Below are 22,641 nucleotides of genomic sequence, written 5' to 3' on the forward strand. Positions count from 1 at the left end.
GGGATTTTTTTATGGAAAAACCTAGTATATTTATGAAGAAAAAGTTGCTCTTTGTGCTTTTCTCAATACAGCTTTTTGTTCTTGTACTTATTGGTAGAGTTATATATATACAGACTGTCAAAGCTGATGAACTTCAGAAAATGGCCTATGAGCAACAGACAAGAGATAGGCTTATATCACCAGATAGAGGAAGCATACTTGACAGAAATGGAACTGGTATTGCTGTTACAGAGACTGTAAACGCTATAAGTGTAATTCCGGCACAGATTAAAGATAAAGATTATGTGTCAAATTATCTTTCAGAAGTTTTGGAAATGGAGTATGATGAAGTTTTTGAAAAAGTAAATCAAAAAGTGGCTCTTGTAAGAATAAAAACAAAAGTAGATAGTGAAATTGCTATGGAAATAAGAAAAAAAGACATAGAAGGAATTGTTGTTGATGAAGATGTAAAGAGAATTTATCCTTATAGCAATATAGCTTCTCAAGTTATAGGATTTGTTGGAAAAGATAATCAGGGAATAATAGGTCTTGAGGCAAAATATGATGAGTATTTAAAGGGTGAGGAAGGTAAAATATTGACTTTGACAGACTCAAAAGGTCTTGAAGTTGATAGCACTCAAGAGAGAATAGCCCCTATTGATGGATATAATCTTGTCACAAGCATTGATATTATTATACAACAATATGCAGAACAGACTATTAAAAAAGCTGTTGAGTCAAAAAAAGCTCAGAAAGGTATTATAATAGTTCTAAATCCTCAAAATGGTGAGATTTATGCTATGGCAAACTATCCTAATTTTGACTTAAATAATCCTTTTGTTATAAATGACTCTGAACTTTTAAGTATATGGGATACATTAAGTGAAAAAGAACAAAATGATGCTCTTAATCAAATGTGGAGAAATACTGCCATAAATGATACATATGAACCGGGAAGTACATTTAAAACTGTCACTTCTGCTGCTTCATTGGAAGAGGGAGTTGTAACACCTGAAAGTACATTTTTTTGTAATGGTTACCACATAGCTGGCGACAGAATGATAAAATGTTGGAGATATCCCAGAACTCATGGAGCTCAAACTTTTGTTCAAGGAGTTCAAAACTCATGTAACCCTGTATTTATGGAATTGGGAGAGAGACTTGGAGCGGAAAAATTTTATGAGTATATGGATAAATTCGGTTTTAATGAAAAAACAGGAATAGACTTGTCTGGTGAGGCTGTGGGTATTATGCATAAATTAGAAAATGTTGGACCTGTTGAGCTTGCAACAATGTCTTTTGGTCAGTCTTTTCAGATAACACCACTCCAACTTTTGAGAGCTGTATCATCAATGGTAAATGGAGGTTATCTTATAACACCTCATATAGGTTGTAAAATAACAGACAATGAAGGTAATGTTATAAAAGAACTTGAATATGGAGAAAATGAAAAAATACTTTCAGATAAAACATCTGAACAGATGAAAGTAATACTTGAAAGTGTTGTTTCTGAAGGTACAGGAAATAAAGCTTATATACCAGGATATAGAATAGGTGGAAAAACTGCTACATCAGAAAAACTTCCAAGAAGAAGTGGAAAATATATAGCCTCTTTTCTCACTTTTGCACCGGCTGAAAATCCTCAAGTCATGGCAATAGTTTTAATAGATGAACCACAGGGAACATATTATGGGGGAACTGTTGCAGGTCCTGTTATGCAGGAACTTTTGCTTAATATATTACCATATATGGGAATTGAACCTGTATACAGTGAAAAAGAAAAAGAATTACCTGAAACAGTAAAAAATACTGTTCCTGATATATCAAATTTGTCTTTAGCTGATGCTAAAAATATATTGAAAGAGTCAAATATAGAATTTGAAATACAAGGAGAAGGGGAAAATGTAACAAAACAATTTCCACCAGCAGGAGAGACAATAAATATTGACTCAAAGGTTATAATATATACCCAGTAAAAGCAAGTATTTTTGTCTAACATATTTAATTTACAGTATAATTTATAAACTCTTATGTTTGTGCCAAAATCCTTTTTAAATGCTATTTAATGTGTTATAATTAATAGTTGAAAATTGTTATAAAGTAATTGGGAGGCAGATTATGAAAGTTAAAAACTTACTTTGCAATATAGAATATAAATTACTTCAAGGTAGCGTTGATACTGAAATTAAAAAAGTCGAATATGACTCAAGAAAAGTTTCAGAGAATGATGCATTTTTATGTATAACAGGATTTAAGACAGACGGACATAAATATGCCCTTAATGCTGTAAAAAGCGGTGCTTCTGTTATATTCTGTGAAAAAGAAATTGAGGGTATGGATGAAAATGTTACAGTTATAAAATTTGAAAATACAAGAAAAGCTCTTGCCCATATTGCAGCAGAATTTTATGGAAGACCTTCAGAGAGAATGAATGTTGTTGGAGTTACAGGAACAAACGGAAAAACAACAACTACATTCCTTATAAAATCTGTTCTTGATAAAATAGGACATAAAACAGGTATTATAGGAACTATTGAAAATAGAATAGGTGATGAAGTTATACCTACTGAGAGAACAACACCTGAAAGTCTTGAACTTCAAGAACTTTTTAAGAGAATGGCTGATGAAGGTTGTAAAGATGTTGTTATGGAAGTTTCATCTCACGCTTTAGACCTTCACAGAGTTGATGAAATAAGATATAACATTGGTATTTTTACAAACCTTACACAGGACCATTTAGATTATCATATAACAATGGAAAACTATAAAATAGCTAAAAGTTTACTTTTTGAAAGATGCCTTTCATCTGTAATAAATATAGATGATGAAGCAGGAGATTTTATGGTTTCAAAATCAAAAGGTAGAGTTATAACTTTTGCAATAGATAAAAAAGCTGACCTTCAGGCTGAAAATATTCATATTTCTGCTGATGGTGTTAAATTTACTCTGGATTATGAAGGTAAAGAATACCCTGTAAGCCTTAATACACCGGGAAAATTCAGTATATATAATGCTCTTGGTGCAATAGGTGCTTGTATATTAATGGGTATTGATATGAATACAATAATAGAAGGTTTATCAGAAAATAAAGGCGTAAGCGGACGTTTCCAGACTGTGAGAAGTAAAAGAGGTTTTAATGCCATAGTTGACTATGCTCATACTCCTGACGGTCTTGAAAATATACTTAAAACAGCAAAAGAATTTGTTAAAGGTAGAATAATAACTGTTTTTGGCTGTGGTGGAGATAGAGACCGCACAAAACGTCCTATTATGGGAGAGATTGCCGGAATTTATTCCGACTATTGTGTAATAACATCAGACAATCCACGTACAGAAGACCCAGCCCGTATACTTGATGATGTTGAACCGGGAACAAAAAAATCAGGCTGTGAATATATTAAAATCGTTGATAGACGTGAAGCTATAAATTATGCTGTTAAAATGGCAAAAGAAGGAGATGTTGTCGTTGTTGCAGGAAAGGGACACGAAAACTATCAGATTTTTGCAGATAAGACAATACATTTTGATGATGTTGAGGAAGTAAGAAAGGCTTTTGGAGGAGACGCTTTATGAAACCCATTACATTAAAATCCGTTGCACAGGCTGTAAACGGAAAAATTTCAGATGAAAAATATAATGATGTAGTTATTGAAAATATAACAACTGACACAAGAAAAATATCAGAAGGTGACCTTTTTATACCTTTAAAAGGTGAAAATTTTGATGGTCATAAGTTTATTGAGCAGGCTTTTGAAAAAGGGGCATTATGCTGTCTTTCTGCTGAAAATACAGAAAGTGAAAAAGCTGTTATATATGTTTCTGATACAAGAAAAGCTCTTAGGGATTTAGCGGAATATTATATTTCACTTTTTGATATTCCTGTTGTTGGTATAACAGGAAGTGTTGGAAAAACAACAACAAAAGATATGATTGCCTCTGTTTTAATGCAGAAATATAATGTCCTTAAAACAGAGGGCAATTTTAACAATGAAATAGGATTGCCATTAACTGTATTTAAAATTACAGAAGATACACAGGTTGCTGTTCTTGAAATGGGAATGAATAGTTTTGGGGAAATACATAATCTTTCAAAAATTGCAAAGCCTGATATAGCTGTAATAACAAATGTTGGAGTTTCACATATAGAAAATTTGGGAAGCAGAGAAGGCATACTTAAAGCTAAATGTGAAATATTTGATTTTATGAAAGATAATAGAACAGCTGTTTTAAATATAGATAATGATATGCTTCAAACTCTTGAAGGTAAAACTAAATTTAATACACTTTGGTATGGTGTTGAAAATAAAAAAGACATATATGCTGATAATATAGTGAAAAATGGTGTTGAGTCCATAAGTTGTGACATTCATATGAAAGATGAAAATTTCAGTGTATATATACCTGTTCCGGGAGAGCATATGGTTTTAAATGCTATGGCGGCAGCTCTTGTTGGAAATAAACTTGGTCTTACTGTGGCTGAAATAAAAAGAGGTATAGAGGAGTTTGTGCCTACAAAAATGAGAATGGCTGTTATAAAGACAGAAAAAGGCACAACAATTATAAATGATGTTTATAATGCTAATCCTGTCTCTATGAAAGCTGGAATTGATGTTCTTTCTGGTGGAGAAGGGGAGAAAATTTGTATTTTGGGAGATATGTTTGAGCTTGGACAGTTTGCCAAAGAAATGCATTATGACACAGGTGTTTATGCAGCTCAAAAGAAAATTGATAAAATCATATGTATAGGTGAAATTTCAAAATCAATGTATGAAGGTGCTTTGTCTTTGGGAGGAAATGCTTTTTATTTTGAGACTCAAGATGAGTTTATTGAAAAAGGTATTGAAGAACTTGTCAGTGAAGGTGCAACAGTTCTTGTAAAAGCATCAAGAGGTATGCACTTTGAAAAGACAGCAGAAAAAATTCAAGAGGTGAAATAAAATGGTAGTAACTACATTGGAAATTGCAGTTTATTCTGTTATGATTTCGTTTATATTAGGTATAGTTTTTTGTCCTATGCTTATACCTGTATTGAGACGACTTAAATTCGGACAAACAGAGAGAGAGGAAGGACCTGAAAGTCATCTTAAAAAACAGGGTACTCCTACAATGGGTGGTATAGCAATACTTGCAGCTTTCGTTATGGGTGGAGCTTTCTTTATAAACGGTAATATGGACGGTTTAGCCGTTTTACTTGTAACATTGGGTTTTGGTGTTATAGGTTTTATTGATGATTATATTAAAGTTGTAAAAAAACGTTCTTTAGGTTTAACACCTATACAGAAAATTATAGGTCAGCTTGTTATAACAGGTTTATTTGCTTTTTATATAATTAAAAGTGGAATAGGAACTGATATATTTATTCCTTTCACAAAAGGTGTAACTATTGACCTTGGAATTATATATATACCATTTTTAGTTGTAACTGTTTTGGGAACTGTAAATGGTGTAAACCTTACAGACGGTCTTGACGGTCTTGCTAGTGGTGTAACTCTCATTGTTTCAGTGTTCTTTATGATGGTTGCATGGGCTGCCGGAAGTGGAATTTTACCTATTGCAGGAGCTGCGGGAGGAAGTCTTCTTGCTTTCCTTATATTTAATGCATATCCTGCTAAAGTGTTTATGGGTGATACAGGTTCTCTTGCCCTTGGTGGTTTTGTTGCATCAACAGCTCTTATACTTAAAATGCCTATATTTATAATTATAGTAGGTTTTATATATCTTATGGAGTCTATATCTGTAATTCTTCAGGTTGCTTACTTTAAGAAAACAGGTAAAAGAATATTTAAAATGGCTCCTATACATCATCACTTTGAGCTTTGTGGCTGGAGTGAAACAAAAGTTGTAACAGTATTTTATATAATAACAGCAATGCTTTGTCTTGTAGGTCTTCTTGCATGCAAGTATATGTTTATGTAAGGGATAAATGAAAAGGGGTTTTAATATTATGAATTTTGAAGGTAAAAAAGCACTTGTATGCGGTATGGCTAGAAGTGGAATTTCAGCAGCAGAATTTTTAAAAAGTAAAGGTGCTGATGTAACATTACAGGATTTAAAGAAAAAAGAAGCTCTTGGAGATGTTTCTAGTCTTGAAAATAAAGGTATAAAAATATATGCTGGAAAAAATCCTGATGATATAGCAAATGATATGGATATTATAGTTTTAAGTCCGGGAATACCAACAAGCCTTCCTTTTATTGTGGAGGCTGAAAAAAATGGTGTACCTGTTATAAGTGAAATTGAACTTAGTTTTATGTTCACTCCATGTCCAGTTATGGCTATAACAGGAACAAACGGAAAAACAACAACTACAACTCTTACAGGTGAGATTTTAAAATCATACTATCCAAAAACAGAGGTTGTAGGAAATATAGGTATTCCATATTCTGAAAAAGTGCCTAGTCTCACAGAGGATAGTAGAATTGTGGCAGAAATAAGTAGTTTCCAGCTTGAAAAAATTAAAACATTTAAACCTAAAGTTAGTGCTGTTTTAAATATAACACCTGACCATTTAGATAGACATAAAACTGTTGAAAATTATATTGCTATGAAAGAGAGAATATTTGAAAATCAGACTTCTGATGATTTCTGTGTTTTAAACTGTGAAGATGAAGCCTGTCTTAAAATGGCTGATAAAACAAAAGCAAAAGTTATGTTTTTCAGCAGTAAAAAACCTCTTGAAAAAGGAATATATCTTGATAATGGAAATATAATTTTAAAATGGGAAGATACAAATGAAACTGTAATTAATATTGATGAACTTCAGATTTTAGGTGTTCATAACTATGAAAATGTTATGGCTGCTGTTGCAATAGGTTTCCTTGCTGGTGTTCCTATGGATAATATAAGAGAAGTTCTCAAAAATTTTAAAGGTGTAGAGCATAGAATAGAGTTTGTTGACACTGTTGATGGTGTAGATTATTATAACGACTCTAAGGGAACAAATCCTGATGCAGCTATAAGAGCCGTTCTTGCTATGAAAAAACCTATTGTTCTTATAGGTGGTGGATATGATAAAGGTTCTGAATATGATGAATGGGTTGAAACTTTTGAAGGCAGAGTAAAACATATTGTTCTTATTGGTGTTACAGCCCAGAAAATAAAAGAAACTTGTTATAAATACGAGTTTAGACATGTCACAATATGTGAGACTTTTGATGAGGCCATGGAGCTTTCAAAAAATATTGCCAATGAAGGAGATTGTGTTCTTCTCTCTCCAGCCTGTGCAAGTTGGGGAATGTTTGACAACTATGAACAGAGAGGCGATATGTTTAAAGAGAAAGTAAAAAGCTTTAAAAAATAAATTTTAAAGAGGTGGTACTGTGAATGGAAGTGTAAAAAATTCCAGGCCAAAGAAAAAAAAACCAAGACCTAAAGCACAAAGTTTTGATTATACAATACTTTTTGTAGTTATAATACTTGTGTTTTTTGGTATTATTATGATATTTAGCTCAAGCTATTACGATACACTCACAAGTGAAAAATTTAATTATGATATGTATTATTTCTTAAAAAGGCAAACAATATGGGCTATATTAGGATTTATAGCTATGTGGATAACAATGCGACTTCCTATGAATTTGTATAAGAGACTTTCCTTTTTGGCTTATATGTTTTCAAATGTTTGTCTTGTTCTTCTTAGGTTTATAGGAACAGAGGTAAATGGTCAGAAAAGATGGCTTTTTGGATTTCAGCCTTCAGAAGTAGCGAAAATTTCTGTAATACTTTTTCTTTCCTTATACATATCTACTCATAAAAATTCTTTGAAAACTATGAAAGGATTTTTAAAGTGTTGTGCTGTTTTTGGAATACCTGTTATACTTATAGCACTTTCAAACCTGAGTACAGCTATAATTGTTACTGGTATTGGTGCTACAATACTTTTTGTAGCAAGCCCTAAAATATGGTATTTTGTTGTTGCTGGAATAATAGCATCTATTGGAGGATTTTTTGCTGTAACACTTCCTCAGTTTGCTTACCGTTTTAGTCGTATAAAAATATGGCGAGACCCTTTTTCTGACCCTCTTGGAGATGGCTATCAGATTATACAGGGACTTTATGCTGTTGCTAGTGGAGGGCTTTTTGGTCTTGGTCTCGGCCAGAGTAGACAGAAGACTTTTATTCCTGAAGCACACAATGATATTATATTCGCTATAATATGTGAAGAGCTTGGAATGATTGGTGCTTTTGTTGTAATAATTCTTTTTGCACTTTTTATATGGAAAGGCATAAAGATTGCATTAAAGTCAGAAGATATGTATAATTGTCTTGTAGCAACTGGTATAACAACTATGATTGGTTTTCAGGCTTTAATAAATATTGCTGTTGTTACAAATACAATTCCTAATACAGGTCAGCCTTTGCCTTTTATAAGTTATGGAGGAAGTTCCCTTCTTATTACAATGGCGTCTGTTGGAATACTTTTAAATATATCAAAGTACTGTAAAGGTGACGATTGATTTAATAACTTTTAATAACTAAAGAGGGGGAATATTTATGGTATTCGAATTTTCATTAAAAACAACAAAGTCAAATGAATTTGTAAATATTACAGGTCTTGTTAAAGATGCTGTAAAAAGAAGTGGTGTTGAAAATGGTATGTGTGTTGTATTTGTACCTCATACAACAGCCGGAGTTACTATAAATGAAAATGCTGACCCCAATGTAGTAAAAGATATGCTTATGGAACTTTCAAAAATTGTTCCTGAGGATAAAGAATATCGTCATGCAGAGGGAAATTCATCTGCTCATATAAAAGCTTCAATGATGGGTTCAAATCAGACAATTATTGTTGAAAATGGAGAACTTAAAATGGGAGTTTGGCAGGGCATATACTTTACAGAGTTTGACGGTCCACGTCAAAGAAAGTTTTTTGTAAAGGTTATGTGATTTTTCTATTGACAAAATCTATAAGCTAAACTAAAATCAGTTATGATAAAAACTGTGAACAGGAGGAGTAAACATATACAGCCATCAGGGAGAAAAGTCCGTTGACTGAGAGACTTTTTTGGATATGGTATGTTGAAGGTAGCCTGGGAGTTCCTGTATTGAAATTTTAAGTATTTTTAAGTAGATATGGGCGGGTTGTTCCGTTAAATACTTTCAGAGAGCCTGTTTTACAGGAATAAAGGTGGTACCGCGAGCTTTCGTCCTTTTTTGGACGAAGGCTCTTTTTTTACTAGCCTTATTTTATTTAATATTTTACAGGAGGATAAAAATGATAAAAGAATTAGCAAAAACTTATGACCCTTCTGTTGTAGAGGATAGACTTTACAGCGAATGGCTTGCAAAAAAATATTTTCATACAGAAGTAGACAAGAGTAAAAAACCATACACAATAGTTATGCCACCTCCAAATATTACAGGTCAGCTTCACATGGGACACGCTCTTGACAATACTATTCAGGATATTCTTATTCGTTGGAAACGTATGTCTGGATATAACGCTCTTTGGATACCGGGTATTGACCATGCTAGTATATCAACAGAAGTTAAAGTTGTTCAGAAAATGCTTGAGGAAGGTCTTACAAAAGAAGATGTTGGACGTGAAGGCTTCCTTGAGAGAGCTTGGGCTTGGAAAGAAGAATACGGCGGAATTATTCTTAAACAGCTTAGAAAAATGGGTAGCTCCTGTGACTGGGATAGAGTTCGTTTTACTATGGACGAAGGCTGTTCAGATGCTGTTCTTGAAGTATTTACAAGACTTTACGATAAAGGTCTCATATATAGAGGAGAAAAAATAATTAACTGGTGTCCAAAATGTCAGACAACTATTTCTGATGCTGAGGTAAACCATATTGATAAAGCTGGTCATTTTTGGCATATTAAATATCCTGTTGCTGGAACTGATGATTTTATGGAAATTGCAACAACAAGACCTGAAACAATGCTTGGAGATACTGCTGTTGCTGTTCATCCTGATGATGAGAGATATAAAGAATATATAGGAAAATCTGTTATACTTCCTATTGTTAATAAAGAAATTCCTGTTATCGCTGATAGCTATGTTGATAGAGAATTTGGAACAGGTGTTGTTAAAATTACTCCTGCCCATGACCCTAATGACTTTGAAGTTGGTCTTCGTCATGACCTTCCAAGAATAAATATTATGAATGATGACGGAACTCTCAATGAAAATGCTGGAGAGTACAAAGGTCTTGACAGACTTGAAGCAAGAAAACTCATTGTTGAGAGACTTAAAAATGAAGGATACCTTATAAAAATTGAAGATATTACACACGCTGTTGGTGTTCATGAGCGTTGTAATGAGGTTGTAGAACCTTTAATTAAATTACAGTGGTTCGTAAAAATGGAGGAACTTGCAAGACCTGCCATTGAGGCTTATAAAAAAGATGACCTTCATTTTATACCTGACCGTTTTGGTAAAATATATCTTCACTGGCTTGAAAATATTCGTGACTGGTGTATATCAAGACAGCTTTGGTGGGGACATAGAATTCCTGCATACTATTGTCAGGAATGTGGACATATTGAAGTTGCTAAAACTGCACCTGAAAAATGTTCAAAATGTGGTTGTACAAACCTTAAACAGGACGAGGACACTCTTGATACTTGGTTCTCATCAGCTTTATGGCCTTTCTCAACATTAGGCTGGCCAGAAAACACAGAAGAACTTCAGCATTTTTATCCTACAAGTGTTCTTGTAACTGCTTATGATATTATATTCTTCTGGGTAATAAGAATGGTATTCTCAGGTATTGAACAGATGGGTGAAATACCTTTCAAAGATGTATTTATTCATGGTCTTATAAGAGACGACCAAGGACGTAAATTCTCAAAATCTCTTGGAAATGGTATTGACCCACTTCAGGTTATTGACAAATACGGTGCTGACCCATTAAGACTTATGCTTATAACAGGAAATGCTCCTGGAAATGATATGAGATTTTATTGGGAGAGACTTGACTCAAGCCGTAACTTTGCTAATAAATTATGGAATGCTTCAAGATTTGTTCTCATGAACCTTGAAGAAAAAGAATATGACATTGAAAAACTCAGCCTTACATCAGCTGATAAATGGATTATTTCAAAAGTAAATACTCTTGCTAAAGAAGTTACAGACAATATGGAAAGCTATGAGCTTGGTCTTGCTGTTCAGAAAATACATGATTTCCTTTGGGATGAATACTGTGACTGGTATATTGAAATGGTTAAACCACGTCTCTATAATAAGGAAGATGAAACAAGAGACGCTGCTCTTTGGACACTTAAAACAGTCCTTATAAATGCTTTAAAACTTCTTCATCCATATATGCCATTTATAACAGAAGAAATATTCACTCATATACAGTCAGAGGAAGAAAGCATTATGATTTCAAACTGGCCTGTATTTAAAGATGAATGGAACTTTAAGGCTAATGAAGAAGAAATTGACCTTGTAAAAGAAGCTGTAAGAAATATAAGAAATATACGTGCTGAAATGAATGTTGTTCCTTCAAAGAAAGCTCATGTATTTGTTGTTTCTGCTGATGAAAATACAAGAGAAATATTTGAAAAATCAAAAGTATTCTTCAAAACTCTTGCCTATGCAAGTGATGTTACTGTTCAGTCTGATAAAACAGGAATTGATGATGATGCAGTTTCTGCTGTTATAGAAAATGCTGTAATTTATATGCCATTTGCTGAACTTGTTGATATTGCAAAAGAGATTGAAAGACTTGAAAAAGAAAAAGAAAAAATGCTTAAAGAGATTGAGAGAGTTGAAAAGAAACTCAGCAATCAGGGATTTGTTGCTAAAGCTCCTCAGAAAGTTATCGACGAGGAAAAAGCTAAAGGTGAGAAATACAAAGCTATTCTTGCTCAGGTTGAAGAAAGACTTGCTCAGATGAAAAAATAAAAAATAATATTTTTAAGGTATGGAATAAAATTCCATACCTTTTTTGTTTTAAGAAAAATTTAATGGCTATTGATATACTATATTGTTAAAATTGAAATATTGGGAGGTGCTAAATGAATTTAAGTGATAAAATTAAAAATACTATTTTAAAAATTGGTATCAGTGATTTTGAAAATCCTCTTTTTTATAATTGTGATATAGGTATTAGACTTGGTATATCAGAATATGAGGATTGGGAGCATTATTTGAAATTTGACGAAGAAGAAACTATTGTAAATCCTGAATTTATAAAGAATACAGCTGATAAAGCATATGAAGTATTTAAAAATTTTGAAAGTACCTTTGATATTTTAAGAATAGATGTTATATATGATGAAACTGAAGATTATCGAAAAAAGATTAAAAAAATAATAAAAACTTTAAATATTGATAAACCTGATGAAATAGTTTCAGATGAATTTATTTTAGAAGATGATGAAGTTTTAAAAAGAAAACAACTTATTTGGAATTTAGATAGTCATAAAATAGACTATTATAATATTATAACTGAAATTGCAAAAACTGATTTTGGAGGTTGTAGTTATCTGTCTTATTATACATATTTTATTGATACGTTTAATAGCATTGTTTTTAATATGTATGATGATAGGGGAATTGACATTGTATCTTCTAAAAAAGAACAGTTGTATTATATTTATAAATACTATAATAATTTTATACTTGATTATGACAGAGAAAGAATTGATAGAATTTTTGATGGATTAGAAAATATTAAAAATTTTCAGATAAATGCTTATGATTTTTATTGGATAGATGGCACAAAGGATAATAAAGATGATTTATGCTTACATGGTGATGTATCTGTCAGAATAGAAAAAGAAATATTAAGCTATTCATGTTGTGTCAGTGCTTCGGCTTTGCGTATGCTTGAGACAATAAAAAATGACCATTATATAACAAATACAGGAGAGCAGATGTTGCCTTGTTGTGGTCATAGTATGTTTGCTGATGAAAATTTAGAGAATGTATATATAAGTGGTTGTGATAATGGTGTCGACTATGAAGTTAAACACAATGATAATATTGTTATTATAAAAACTGAAAAGGGAAATACATACAATATAAGACTTTCAGATTATAAAGAAGAAGTTGTAAACTTTGCAAATAAAGTTCAGGAATTTTATAATAAGTGTTACGAAAAGATATTGCCAAAGAATGATTTTGAGAAAAATGGCTATATAGCTTTTTGGAATGAATGGAAAAGACTTATAAAAGAATAAAACAATAAAAAGCTATCCTTAGGGATAGCTTTTTTGATTATTCAACTATTTTTTTAAGCTCACAGAGAAGTTTTTCGTTTTGTTCTGGGTTAAGTATACAAAATCTTAAATATGAATTATCTAAGAATGTAAAACTTTCTGCGTCACGAATAAGCATTTTTTCACGAATAAGTTTATCAAATATTTCTGCTGAATTTGTTTTGTCAGTCATAAGTTTTAAGAGTATAAAGTTTGAACATGAAGGATAAGCCTTAATGTTTTTCCATGTTGAAAGCTCATTAAATGCTTTCTTTCTCTCGTCAGATATAAGTTTTTTTGATTTTTCAATAAACTCCTTGTCTGAAAAAAGTCTCTCTCCTGCGAAAGATGCTAAAATATTTACAGACCATGGGTCTTGAACAGATAAAAGTGTGTTTAAAAACTTTTCATTACTTGATATACCATATCCAAGACGTATTCCGGGAGCTGCAAAAAATTTTGATATTCCTCTTATAACAAATACATTGTCAAATTCTTTTACAAGAGGGATAGTACATATTTCTTCTATGTTGTCACTAAACTCTATATATGTCTCATCTACCATTACAAAAGTATTGTTGTTTTTACAGTGACTTAAAATTTCTCTCATCTGAGTAACTGTTATAGCTGTACCTGTTGGATTGTTGGGATTGCATATTATCAACATTCCTATTTCTTCTGTAAGTTCAGATAAAATATTTTTCATATTTATTTCAAAGTTTTCTTCCTTTTTAAGAGGGAAGTATTTGAAATCACTTCCACATATTGAGGCTTCTCTCTCATATTCAGAATAAGCAGGTCCTATTATTATTGTTTTTCTGGCATTAGCTGTCTTTATAAATGTAGATATAAGCTCTGTTGAACCATTTCCAACAACGATATGTTCAGGATTTGCTCCTGTGTATTCTCCTATGCTTTCCCTTAAAGCTGTATATCTTTTATCAGGGTATCTTGTAACTATATCTATATTTTCAGAAAGGGCTTTTTTAACACTTTCAGGAAAACCTAAAGGGTTTATATTTCCGCTAAAATCCCAAATTTCATCTTTTGGTATTCCATAGGCTTTTTCTATGGCGTCTAAATCACCGCCGTGTTGATGCATAAGATTATTCATTGTATATTACCTCTTTTCATATTTCAAATAAGTTCAAAATCTTCTTCCTCTTTTGTAATACTCTCGCTTTGAGATTTTATTCTTGGATAAACTATTTTTCCATTTCTTGAATGAACATCAATACATTTTATATATAGTCTTAAGTCTTTTTCAAATGTAGGATTAAATTTTATTATATCTCCCGGTGAAATATTAAGGTCAGAAATTTTATATTTTTCTGTTTTATTTAGAGAAGGTCTCTTTGAGAATTTTGATATATATTCAACAGGGAAACTATTTGAGTCTTCTATTATAAAACTGAAATCCACAATATTTTCAAAGGCAAAACATATACATATTTCATTGCCTAATTCTTCAAGAGTTAAACTTTCTAAAACTTCTGTAACCTTCCATAAATTTTCATTGTTTCCATACCACATTTTAAACTCATATACATTTGTTTTCTTTGCCTCAAATGTTTTTTGTGCATTTAATATTTTAAGTTGACCATGTTCAAATGTAACAGCATCTACAATATCATTAAAACTTATATTTTCAGGCATTTTTTGAATAGGCTTATCTCCTTCAGAGTAACCATATATAAGTTTTTTGCCTAATGATGTAAGTTTGTAGTAGGAGCAAGGAGAAAATATTTCAAGACCAGTATCTTTTTTAAGTGTTATTATTTCGGCTAAAGAGTTTATTGTATTTCTGAAACTCATTCCAGAAGCATAAAAAGGCTCTGTTATTTTGAGATAACCACTAAAAATTGACATGAAATATTTATCTATTATTATTCCTATATAAAATGTAGATGAAAGTATTGCCATATCATACTGTGAAAGCTGATTTTTTTCAGAAGCTTCCCATATTTTATTAATATCAACTCCTATTGATGAGTATATTTTTTCAAATATATCATCAGCAGAAATAGGCTTTTGAAGTAGAGAGTATATTGTATCAAAACTTACTGTCTTATTTGGAAGCTCTAAAATACTTGATATTTTTTCAGCACATATTTTTATACTTTCATCTATTATAAGTCTTAATATTATTTCATTTCCTTTTTTGAAAAATGAGTCAGCTGATGATGATAGCTGTACTCTATATGAATGTATAGAAGGTAAGATGTTTAAAAGTTTGAACCTGTAAATAAGGTTAAAAATATACTCTGCATAAAAAGGGTCATTCATAGAAAGATACTTTGATACAGAGTAGGCATATTCTTTTGTGATAGCTCCATTTTCATCAGCTGGAGCATCAGGCAAACATTTTTCAGCTGCAATTTTTAAATCTTCTATAATAGGGTGATTTTCAATATTATACAGTATACCTGTATATATAAATTTGTTTTTTCCTCGTTTTGTATTATCAACTGAAAGATTTATAGCAAAAACAGAGTTTTTATTTTTTGAAACTATATCTGATGTTCCTATTATATTTGCTGGTGAAAGTATAGTGTTTTCAACTATCGTTCCATAATACCATTTTCTAAATATTGCAGGAGCAAGATTTAAAATTTCAGGCTTTGTTTCTTTTTCCATAAAAGTATATATGTCATCAAAATTTTCAGAGAAAATATTTGTTATTTCTTTTATTCTGTCGCCAAGTTCTATTTTTTTTATCATTATAATTATTTCTCCTTATAAATATTAAATTAATTTTATCAGATTTTTAAAATTTATCAATAAATAAGATGTTAAAAAGTCTAATTTAAAGGACATTTGCTTAATAATCTTGATTTTTAATGTATTGCTGATAAAATAAAAAGTATATTTTTAAACTAGGGAGGTTTTTATGAAAGCTTTTATATTTGACCTTGACGGCACACTTACAGACTCAATGTATGTTTGGGTTAATGCTGATAGAAAATTCCTCGGAAAGTTTGGAATTGAGCCTGATGACGAGTATAACAGAACAATAACATCTTTAACTTTTACAGAAGGTGTAAATTATATAAAGACAAGATACAATATAGATATGACACAGGAAGAAATTATGAATGAACTTTACAATTTGGCTTATGATGAATATGAGAAAAATGTAAATCTCAAAAAAGGTGTCATTGAATTTTTAGATAGACTAAAAAAACAAGGAATAAAGTTGGGAATAGCTACATCTAGTATAAAAGATATGTGTTATGCAGTTTTAAAAAGACATGATATATTGAAATATTTTGACACTATTGTTTTTTCTGATGATGTTGGAGTAAATAAAACTTTTCCAGATATATATATTGAAACTGCAAATAGACTTGGTGAGGACATAAAAAATTGTGTTGTGTTTGAAGATGTTCCCCATGCAGCTATGGGAGCTAAAAAATCAGGAGCCTTTGTTGTTGGCGTCTATGATGAGTTTTCTGATGATAAAAGGGGAGAAATGGAAAAAATTTGTGATAAGTATATAGATTCTTTTGATGAGTTTGTATTTTAAATAAAGTGTCTCTAATTTAATTTTTTAAAGTATTTTATAATTAGTACTTGAATTTAATAATAATATGTGTTATATTCCTTGATGTGACTACAAATGTTTATGTTAGAAATACAGGAGATGCGTTATGAGAGAAGATAAGAATTTTTTTATTGTAGATAAAAGTGTACTGCCTGAGATTTTTTTAAAGGTAATGGAAGTAAAAAATCTTCTTGAAAGTGGAAAAGAAAAAACAGTCCAGGACGCTGTTGCAAAGGTTGGTATAAGTAGAAGTGCTTTTTATAAATACAGAGACGCTGTTTATCCTCTATATGAAAACACAAGAGGTAAGACTGTTACTGTATCTGTAAACCTTGATGATAGCCCAGGTCTTTTATCATCTATACTCAATAGCATTGCCGATGCAGGTGCAAATATTCTTACTATAAATCAGACTATACCTATAAATGGCATAGCCAATGTTACAATAACAATAGAGACAAATGATATGAAAGGCGATATGAGCACATTTGTCAAAAAGATAGAGTCTATACATGGCGTACAGACATTTAAAATAATTGCTAGGGAGTGATTTTATAAATGATAAATATAGCTATAATGGGTTACGGAACAGTTGGTTCCGGTGTTTTTGAAGTAATAAAAAGAAATCAGCATATAGTAAATAAGAAGGCTAGAGAGGAAATTAATGTTAAGTATGTTCTTGACCTTAGAGAATTTCCAGGGCTTCCTGTTGAGAAAGTTCTAACTCATAATATAGATGACATTTTAAACGATGACAGTGTTAAGGTTGTTGTTGAAGTTATGGGAGGAGTTGAGCCAGCATATACTTTTGTTAAATCAGCTCTTTTGAAGGGAAAAAGTGTTGCTACATCAAATAAAGCTCTTGTTGCTGCTCATGGACCTGAGCTCTTACAGATTGCCAGAGAAAAGAACGTAAATTTCTTTTTTGAGGCAAGTGTAGGAGGCGGTATTCCTATTATAAGACCTTTAAATGAATGTCTTACAGCTGATGATATACTTGAAATATCAGGTATATTAAATGGTACAACAAACTTTATACTTACAAAAATGGCTAAAGAGGGAAAAGAATTTGGTCAAGTTTTGAAAAAAGCTCAAGAACTTGGATATGCTGAAAAAGACCCTACTGCGGATATTGAAGGACATGATGCCTGCCGTAAAATAGCTATACTTTCATCTTTAGCTTTCGGCAAAACTGCCAACTTTGAGGAGATTTATACAGAGGGTATTACAAATATAACAGGAAAAGACATGGAGTATGCAAAAGAACTTGAATGTGAAATAAAACTTGTGGGAACAAGTAAGAAACTTTCAAATGGTATATCTGCTATGGTTGCTCCTTTTATGTTATCAAAAAATCACCCACTCTCAACAGTTGATGGAGTTTTCAATGCAATATTTGTTAAAGGTAATGTTTTAGGAGATACAATGTATTATGGAAGTGGTGCTGGAAGTCTTCCAACTGCTAGTGCTGTTGTATCTGATGTTATTGACGCTGTTCGTCATATGGGAGAAAATGTACATATTGATTGGATAGATGAAAAACTTGAAATACTTGAGCTTAATTATGTTCCTGTAAAGGCTTTTATACGTGCCGGTGGAGACATTAAGAGAATAAAAACAGAGTCAAAAGTACTTTTTGAAGGCTGTGAGTTTGCTGACCTTGATTATGATGATGACGAGGTTGCAATTATAACAGGTCAGGAAACAGAAGGAAGCCTTAAAGAAAAATTAGAAATATTAAGAAAGGCTGCGGATATAAGAAATGTAATCCGTATGGATGTTTAATTATGATGCACATAAGAGTGCCTGCAACTTCCGCAAATATGGGTTCTGGCTTTGACAGTATTGGTATTGCCTTAAAGCTTTATAATCACCTTTGGTTTGAGGAAATTGAAAAAGGCGTTGAAATAGAAGTAAGAAGAAAACAGCTTATAAATATTCCTGCTGATAAAACAAACCTTATTTACAGAACAATGGTTGACTTTTATGCAGAGATAGGGAAGGTTATGCCTGGCATAAGACTTATACAGGAGGATTATATTCCTGTAACAAGAGGTCTTGGAAGTAGTGCCGCTTGTATTGTAGCTGGTCTTATGGCTGCAAATCATCTTTCTGGCTGTAACTATACAAAAGATGATTTAGCACAGATTGCTGCTAAAATTGAAGGACACCCTGACAACTCAAATCCTGCTCTTTTAGGTGGAATGGTTGTAGGTGCTCTTGACACAAACGAGATGAGATATGTTAAAATAGGAGTACCGGAAGAATTAAGATTTGCTATTATGGTTCCGGATTTCCCAATATCAACTTCAGCTTCCAGAGGTGTTTTGCCTGATGAAATATCAAGACAAGATGCCATATTTAATTCATCAAGAACGGGGCTTTTAGTTGCCTCAATGATGACTGGAAACATAGATAATTTAAGAATGGCTATGGATGACAAACTTCATCAGCCATACAGAAGACAGCTTATACCTGAAATGGAGCGTATATTTAAAGCTTCAAAGGGTTATGGTGCTGTTGGCGCATATTTAAGTGGTGCTGGTTCTACACTTATGGCTGTTCTCACAGAGGATAAAGCCACAGAGTTTGAACATAAAATGTCTGCATACCTAAATTCAATGCCTCATGAGTGGCAATTAACACTTCTTGAGCCTGACATAGATGGTGCAACAATTATTTCAGAATAAACGGGGGGATACTAAATTGTTAATAGTACAAAAATACGGCGGTAGTTCCGTAGCTAACGCAGAAAGAATTTTCAATGTTGCAAAAAGAATTATTGAAGCTTATGATGAAGGAAACGACATGGTAGTTGTATTATCTGCACAGGGTGATACTACTGATGAACTTATAGAAAAAGCAGCAGAAATTAATCCAAATGCTTCAAGAAGGGAAATGGATATGCTCCTCTCAACAGGAGAACAGCAGTCTGTTGCTCTTATGGCTATGGCTATAAATGCTCTTGGAAGAAATGCAATATCATTAAATGCTTTCCAGGTTGGAATTGATACAAACTCTAATTACAGCAATGCCAGAATTAAAACAATAAGCACAGAAAGAATTAACCTTGAACTTGAGAAAAAGAACATTGTTATAGTTACAGGTTTCCAAGGTGTAAATAAATATGATGATGTTACTACATTAGGTAGAGGTGGCTCTGATACTTCTGCTGTTGCTCTTGCTGCAAAACTTCACGCTGATATATGTGAAATATACACAGACGTTGATGGTGTTTACACAGCAGACCCTAGAGTAGTTAAATCAGCTATGAAACTTGATGAAATCAGCTACGATGAAATGCTTGAACTTGCTTCACTTGGTGCAAAAGTTCTTCATAATCGTTCAGTTGAACTTGCTAAAAAATACAATGTTAAATTAGTTGTTCGCTCAAGTCTTACAAGAGCAGAAGGAACAGTAGTTAAGGAGGAAACAAACGTGGAAAAAATGCTTATTAGCGGTGTCGCTTCAGATAAAGATGTATCTAGAATATCAGTAATTGGAATTGAGGACGTTCCAGGAAAGGCTTTTGCTTTATTCTCATTACTTGCTAAAGAAAAAATCAGTGTAGATATTATTCTTCAGTCTATTGGACGTGATAATACAAAAGATATTTCATTTACAGTAGCAAAATCAGACTTACAGCGTACTCTTGATGTTCTTGAAGAAAATAAAGAGAGACTTGGAGTTAAAGAGATTACACATAAAGACAATATTGCAAAACTTTCAGTTGTAGGTGCTGGAATGGCTACAAACCCAGGTGTTGCAAGTCTTATGTTCGAAGCTCTCTATGATGCAGGCGTTAACATCAATATGATTTCAACATCAGAAATTAAAATTTCCGTTCTTATTGATGAAAAAGATGTTGATGATGCTATGGTAGCTGTTCACGACAAATTTAAAGATGCTACAAAGAACTTTAGAAACTAATTAATACATATAAAAAAAGGCTGTCCTATATGGACAGCTTTTTTATTTAATTGTTTTCTATAATCCAATAGGAACCACCTATTGTAGTGCTGTATTTTGTTTCAGATGCTATTGTTTCAAAATTCCATAATCGTTCTGTATTTTTAATACTGTTAGGGTCTGCTATTGTCACTTTTTCATTTTCATCAATTCCACAAAGTATTAAGAAATGTCCGCTTTTTGTAAAGTGTCCACTTCCCATAAGAGCAATTATATATTTACCTTCATATAATGCAGATTTTACGTCATCAGAGCTGTTTGTTATTGTATAAGAAAGTCCGAAATTTTCAAGGGCTGCTCCTATAAGTGTATGATAACTGCCAGAGCTTTTACTGTAATAACCATTATTATAAGACCAGTCTGCCATTTCTTTTGGATTTATTTGTGTGTCTGTCAAAGATGAAATAACCATTGCAGTTACAGTAGGTCCACAGCCTGTATCTTTTATAAGGTCTGATGTTCCATAATATTCGTTACCCCAATTTTCATCAGTTTGACTATAATATATAAAACCTTCTGGAAGTTCTGATTTTTCAAAAGTTAATAGTGAAAGAGGATTTGCCGTTCCCGAAACTTTTAAAAATACTATAAAAATTGTAGTATATAAAATTAGTCTTATAAATGCACCAAACTTTCTTTTTTTGAATATAAAATGATAAATTTGTGTTGTTATCAATAAAAAAATAATTAATAATATTGCTTGTTTTATAAATCTTGTTAATTTTAAAAAGTCTGTAAAATGTATAAATTCAATAAATTCCGTAAATATCATAAATATACCCCCCGATTACATCATATGGAAAATATAACATATCAATTTGAAGTATTTATAAAAAATATCTGTCGACTTTATTAAGAAGTTATATATAAAAAGAGCAGATAAAAATATTTTTGGTTTGAATATTTTTATCTGCTCTTTATGTTTAAAATAAATTAAAAAAGAAGTTTATAAGTATAGGAACAACAGCGGAGCATATAACACCGTTTATGACAGCCATAACAGCCACATCAGCACTTGTATATTTTATGAGCATTGGAAGGGTTGTATCTTCACTTGTAGCTGCTGCCGGAGCTATTGCTGTATATTTATTAAAATGTTTTGCCACAAAAGGTATTGAAAGGAATGAGAAAAGCTCTCGCATTATGTTGCTTAAAAATGCCAAAGTTCCAAGTTGTGCTCCGCCTAAATTTGTTAAGAGAACACCTGAAAGACTGTACCAGCCAAGACCTGAGGCTATTGATAAACTTTCATTTAAAGGCATTTTTAAAACTATACTACAAACAATACCGCCAAATATTGAACCTATTATTATTCCGAAAGGTATTATTATTATTTTTACATGATATTCTTTTAATTTTCTGAATACTTGCTTGTTTGTTCCAACACTTATTCCTACTGCAAACATGAGTATGTATAAAGCATAATCGGATATATGTGAAAACATATTTATAACATTTACATCAAAAACAAATTGTCCACATAAAACTCCTGCAACAAGACTTATTAAAGCTATTATTATCATTTTTTATCACCCGTTTTTTTGTCCAAAAATTTTTTTGTTAGAATATACACAGGAATAATTGAAAATATTATAGGTATAATTGAAAAAGCAATACTTTTTATTCCAAGAGTATAAAGCTCCGAAAAAAATTCTGGTCTACTTCCCAATGATACACCCATTGAAAATATTAAAAGTGCAGTACATAAAGTTTGTACAAGACTGTTTATACCTGAATATTTTTCGTTAAAATATTTATAACCTATAAAAATTCCTACTGACATTATTATAAGAATATCCATAAAGACAAAACACCTCCTTTTAAAAACACAAACAATAATATATCATATTTTGATAATCTAAAAAAGATTGTTTTGTATTTTTAGGTCATATTTGTAAAACTTTTGATACATAAATGTAAAAATGCTTGACAGCTTTTTTTAATGTGATATAATAACGTCATTAATATATATTTTAAATGCGTTGATGAGGACAGTA

Annotated in this window: 19 protein-coding genes and 1 other annotated feature; of the genes, 14 read left to right on the top strand and 5 right to left on the bottom strand. The window is 31.7% G+C overall.

Annotated features, from left to right (window positions below; translation table 11 throughout):
• Positions 1 to 11: 11 nt before the first annotated feature.
• The 9 genes from B5E58_RS02235 (at position 12) to B5E58_RS02275 (ending at position 13,113) form a co-directional block, all read left to right on the top strand.
• On the top strand, positions 12 to 1,955 hold the full coding sequence (locus B5E58_RS02235) for a penicillin-binding transpeptidase domain-containing protein (protein WP_088108060.1): 1,944 nt from the start codon (positions 12 to 14) through the stop codon (positions 1,953 to 1,955).
• 142 nt (positions 1,956 to 2,097) lie between these two features.
• Positions 2,098 to 3,552: a UDP-N-acetylmuramoyl-L-alanyl-D-glutamate--2,6-diaminopimelate ligase gene (locus tag B5E58_RS02240; RefSeq protein WP_088108061.1), complete on the top strand. Its 1,455-nt coding sequence runs from the start codon at positions 2,098 to 2,100 to the stop codon at positions 3,550 to 3,552.
• Positions 3,549 to 4,916, top strand: a complete 1,368-nt coding sequence (locus tag B5E58_RS02245; RefSeq protein WP_088108062.1) for a UDP-N-acetylmuramoyl-tripeptide--D-alanyl-D-alanine ligase — start codon at positions 3,549 to 3,551, stop codon at positions 4,914 to 4,916. The genes B5E58_RS02240 and B5E58_RS02245 overlap by 4 nt, the downstream gene beginning before the upstream one ends.
• A gap of 1 nt (position 4,917) precedes the next feature.
• Positions 4,918 to 5,895: a phospho-N-acetylmuramoyl-pentapeptide-transferase gene (mraY, locus tag B5E58_RS02250; protein ID WP_088108063.1), complete on the top strand. Its 978-nt coding sequence runs from the start codon at positions 4,918 to 4,920 to the stop codon at positions 5,893 to 5,895.
• A gap of 28 nt (positions 5,896 to 5,923) precedes the next feature.
• A complete protein-coding gene (gene murD / locus B5E58_RS02255; RefSeq protein ID WP_088108064.1) occupies positions 5,924 to 7,279 on the top strand; it encodes a UDP-N-acetylmuramoyl-L-alanine--D-glutamate ligase in 1,356 nt (451 codons plus the stop codon).
• A gap of 19 nt (positions 7,280 to 7,298) precedes the next feature.
• Entirely contained in the window at positions 7,299 to 8,435 is a 1,137-nt protein-coding gene (gene ftsW / locus B5E58_RS02260) for a putative lipid II flippase FtsW (protein ID WP_088108065.1), read from the top strand.
• Positions 8,436 to 8,472: 37 nt separating this feature from the next.
• Complete coding sequence (locus B5E58_RS02265) at positions 8,473 to 8,865, top strand: secondary thiamine-phosphate synthase enzyme YjbQ (protein WP_088108066.1); 393 nt, start codon at positions 8,473 to 8,475, stop codon at positions 8,863 to 8,865.
• Positions 8,866 to 8,910: 45 nt separating this feature from the next.
• Positions 8,911 to 9,133, top strand: a binding site (T-box leader).
• 60 nt (positions 9,134 to 9,193) lie between these two features.
• Complete coding sequence (locus B5E58_RS02270) at positions 9,194 to 11,833, top strand: valine--tRNA ligase (protein ID WP_088108067.1); 2,640 nt, start codon at positions 9,194 to 9,196, stop codon at positions 11,831 to 11,833.
• Positions 11,834 to 11,946: 113 nt separating this feature from the next.
• Positions 11,947 to 13,113, top strand: a complete 1,167-nt coding sequence (locus tag B5E58_RS02275; protein ID WP_088108068.1) for a DUF3885 domain-containing protein — start codon at positions 11,947 to 11,949, stop codon at positions 13,111 to 13,113.
• 37 nt (positions 13,114 to 13,150) lie between these two features.
• On the opposite strand, the gene B5E58_RS02280 is transcribed toward B5E58_RS02275, so the two are convergent.
• Positions 13,151 to 14,245 (bottom strand): pyridoxal phosphate-dependent aminotransferase, encoded by a 1,095-nt coding sequence (locus B5E58_RS02280; protein WP_088108069.1) that lies wholly within the window; start codon positions 14,243 to 14,245, stop codon positions 13,151 to 13,153.
• 23 nt (positions 14,246 to 14,268) lie between these two features.
• A complete protein-coding gene (locus tag B5E58_RS02285; RefSeq protein ID WP_088108070.1) occupies positions 14,269 to 15,852 on the bottom strand; it encodes a hypothetical protein in 1,584 nt (527 codons plus the stop codon).
• A 169-nt stretch (positions 15,853 to 16,021) separates the two neighbouring features.
• On the opposite strand from B5E58_RS02285, the gene B5E58_RS02290 reads away from it, so the two are divergent.
• From B5E58_RS02290 to B5E58_RS02310, 5 genes are all read left to right on the top strand, one after another.
• Complete coding sequence (locus tag B5E58_RS02290) at positions 16,022 to 16,657, top strand: HAD family hydrolase (RefSeq protein ID WP_088108071.1); 636 nt, start codon at positions 16,022 to 16,024, stop codon at positions 16,655 to 16,657.
• Positions 16,658 to 16,781: 124 nt separating this feature from the next.
• Positions 16,782 to 17,225, top strand: coding sequence for an ACT domain-containing protein (locus B5E58_RS02295; protein WP_088108072.1), 444 nt, complete (start codon positions 16,782 to 16,784; stop codon positions 17,223 to 17,225).
• An 8-nt stretch (positions 17,226 to 17,233) separates the two neighbouring features.
• Positions 17,234 to 18,460, top strand: coding sequence for a homoserine dehydrogenase (locus B5E58_RS02300; protein WP_088108073.1), 1,227 nt, complete (start codon positions 17,234 to 17,236; stop codon positions 18,458 to 18,460).
• A gap of 2 nt (positions 18,461 to 18,462) precedes the next feature.
• Positions 18,463 to 19,365: a homoserine kinase gene (gene thrB / locus B5E58_RS02305; protein ID WP_088108074.1), complete on the top strand. Its 903-nt coding sequence runs from the start codon at positions 18,463 to 18,465 to the stop codon at positions 19,363 to 19,365.
• Between the two features lie 16 nt (positions 19,366 to 19,381).
• Positions 19,382 to 20,605, top strand: a complete 1,224-nt coding sequence (locus B5E58_RS02310) for an aspartate kinase (protein ID WP_206608540.1) — start codon at positions 19,382 to 19,384, stop codon at positions 20,603 to 20,605.
• A 46-nt stretch (positions 20,606 to 20,651) separates the two neighbouring features.
• Here the strand turns inward: B5E58_RS02310 and B5E58_RS02315 are convergent, their stop codons facing one another.
• From B5E58_RS02315 to B5E58_RS02325, 3 genes are all read right to left on the bottom strand, one after another.
• Positions 20,652 to 21,416, bottom strand: a complete 765-nt coding sequence (locus B5E58_RS02315) for a C39 family peptidase (RefSeq protein ID WP_088108076.1) — start codon at positions 21,414 to 21,416, stop codon at positions 20,652 to 20,654.
• Between the two features lie 151 nt (positions 21,417 to 21,567).
• Positions 21,568 to 22,167 carry a lysine exporter LysO family protein gene (locus B5E58_RS02320; protein WP_088108077.1) on the bottom strand — a complete coding sequence of 200 codons (600 nt, stop codon included), beginning with the start codon at positions 22,165 to 22,167 and terminating at the stop codon, positions 21,568 to 21,570.
• Complete coding sequence (locus B5E58_RS02325; RefSeq protein ID WP_088108078.1) at positions 22,164 to 22,445, bottom strand: hypothetical protein; 282 nt, start codon at positions 22,443 to 22,445, stop codon at positions 22,164 to 22,166. Before B5E58_RS02325 ends, B5E58_RS02320 begins: the two co-directional genes overlap by 4 nt.
• Between the last annotated feature and the right edge of the window lie 196 nt (positions 22,446 to 22,641).

The sequence above is a fragment of the Tyzzerella sp. An114 genome (assembly GCF_002161055.1).
In the GTDB taxonomy this organism is placed as follows: domain Bacteria; phylum Bacillota; class Clostridia; order Lachnospirales; family Anaerotignaceae; genus Fimicola; species Fimicola cottocaccae.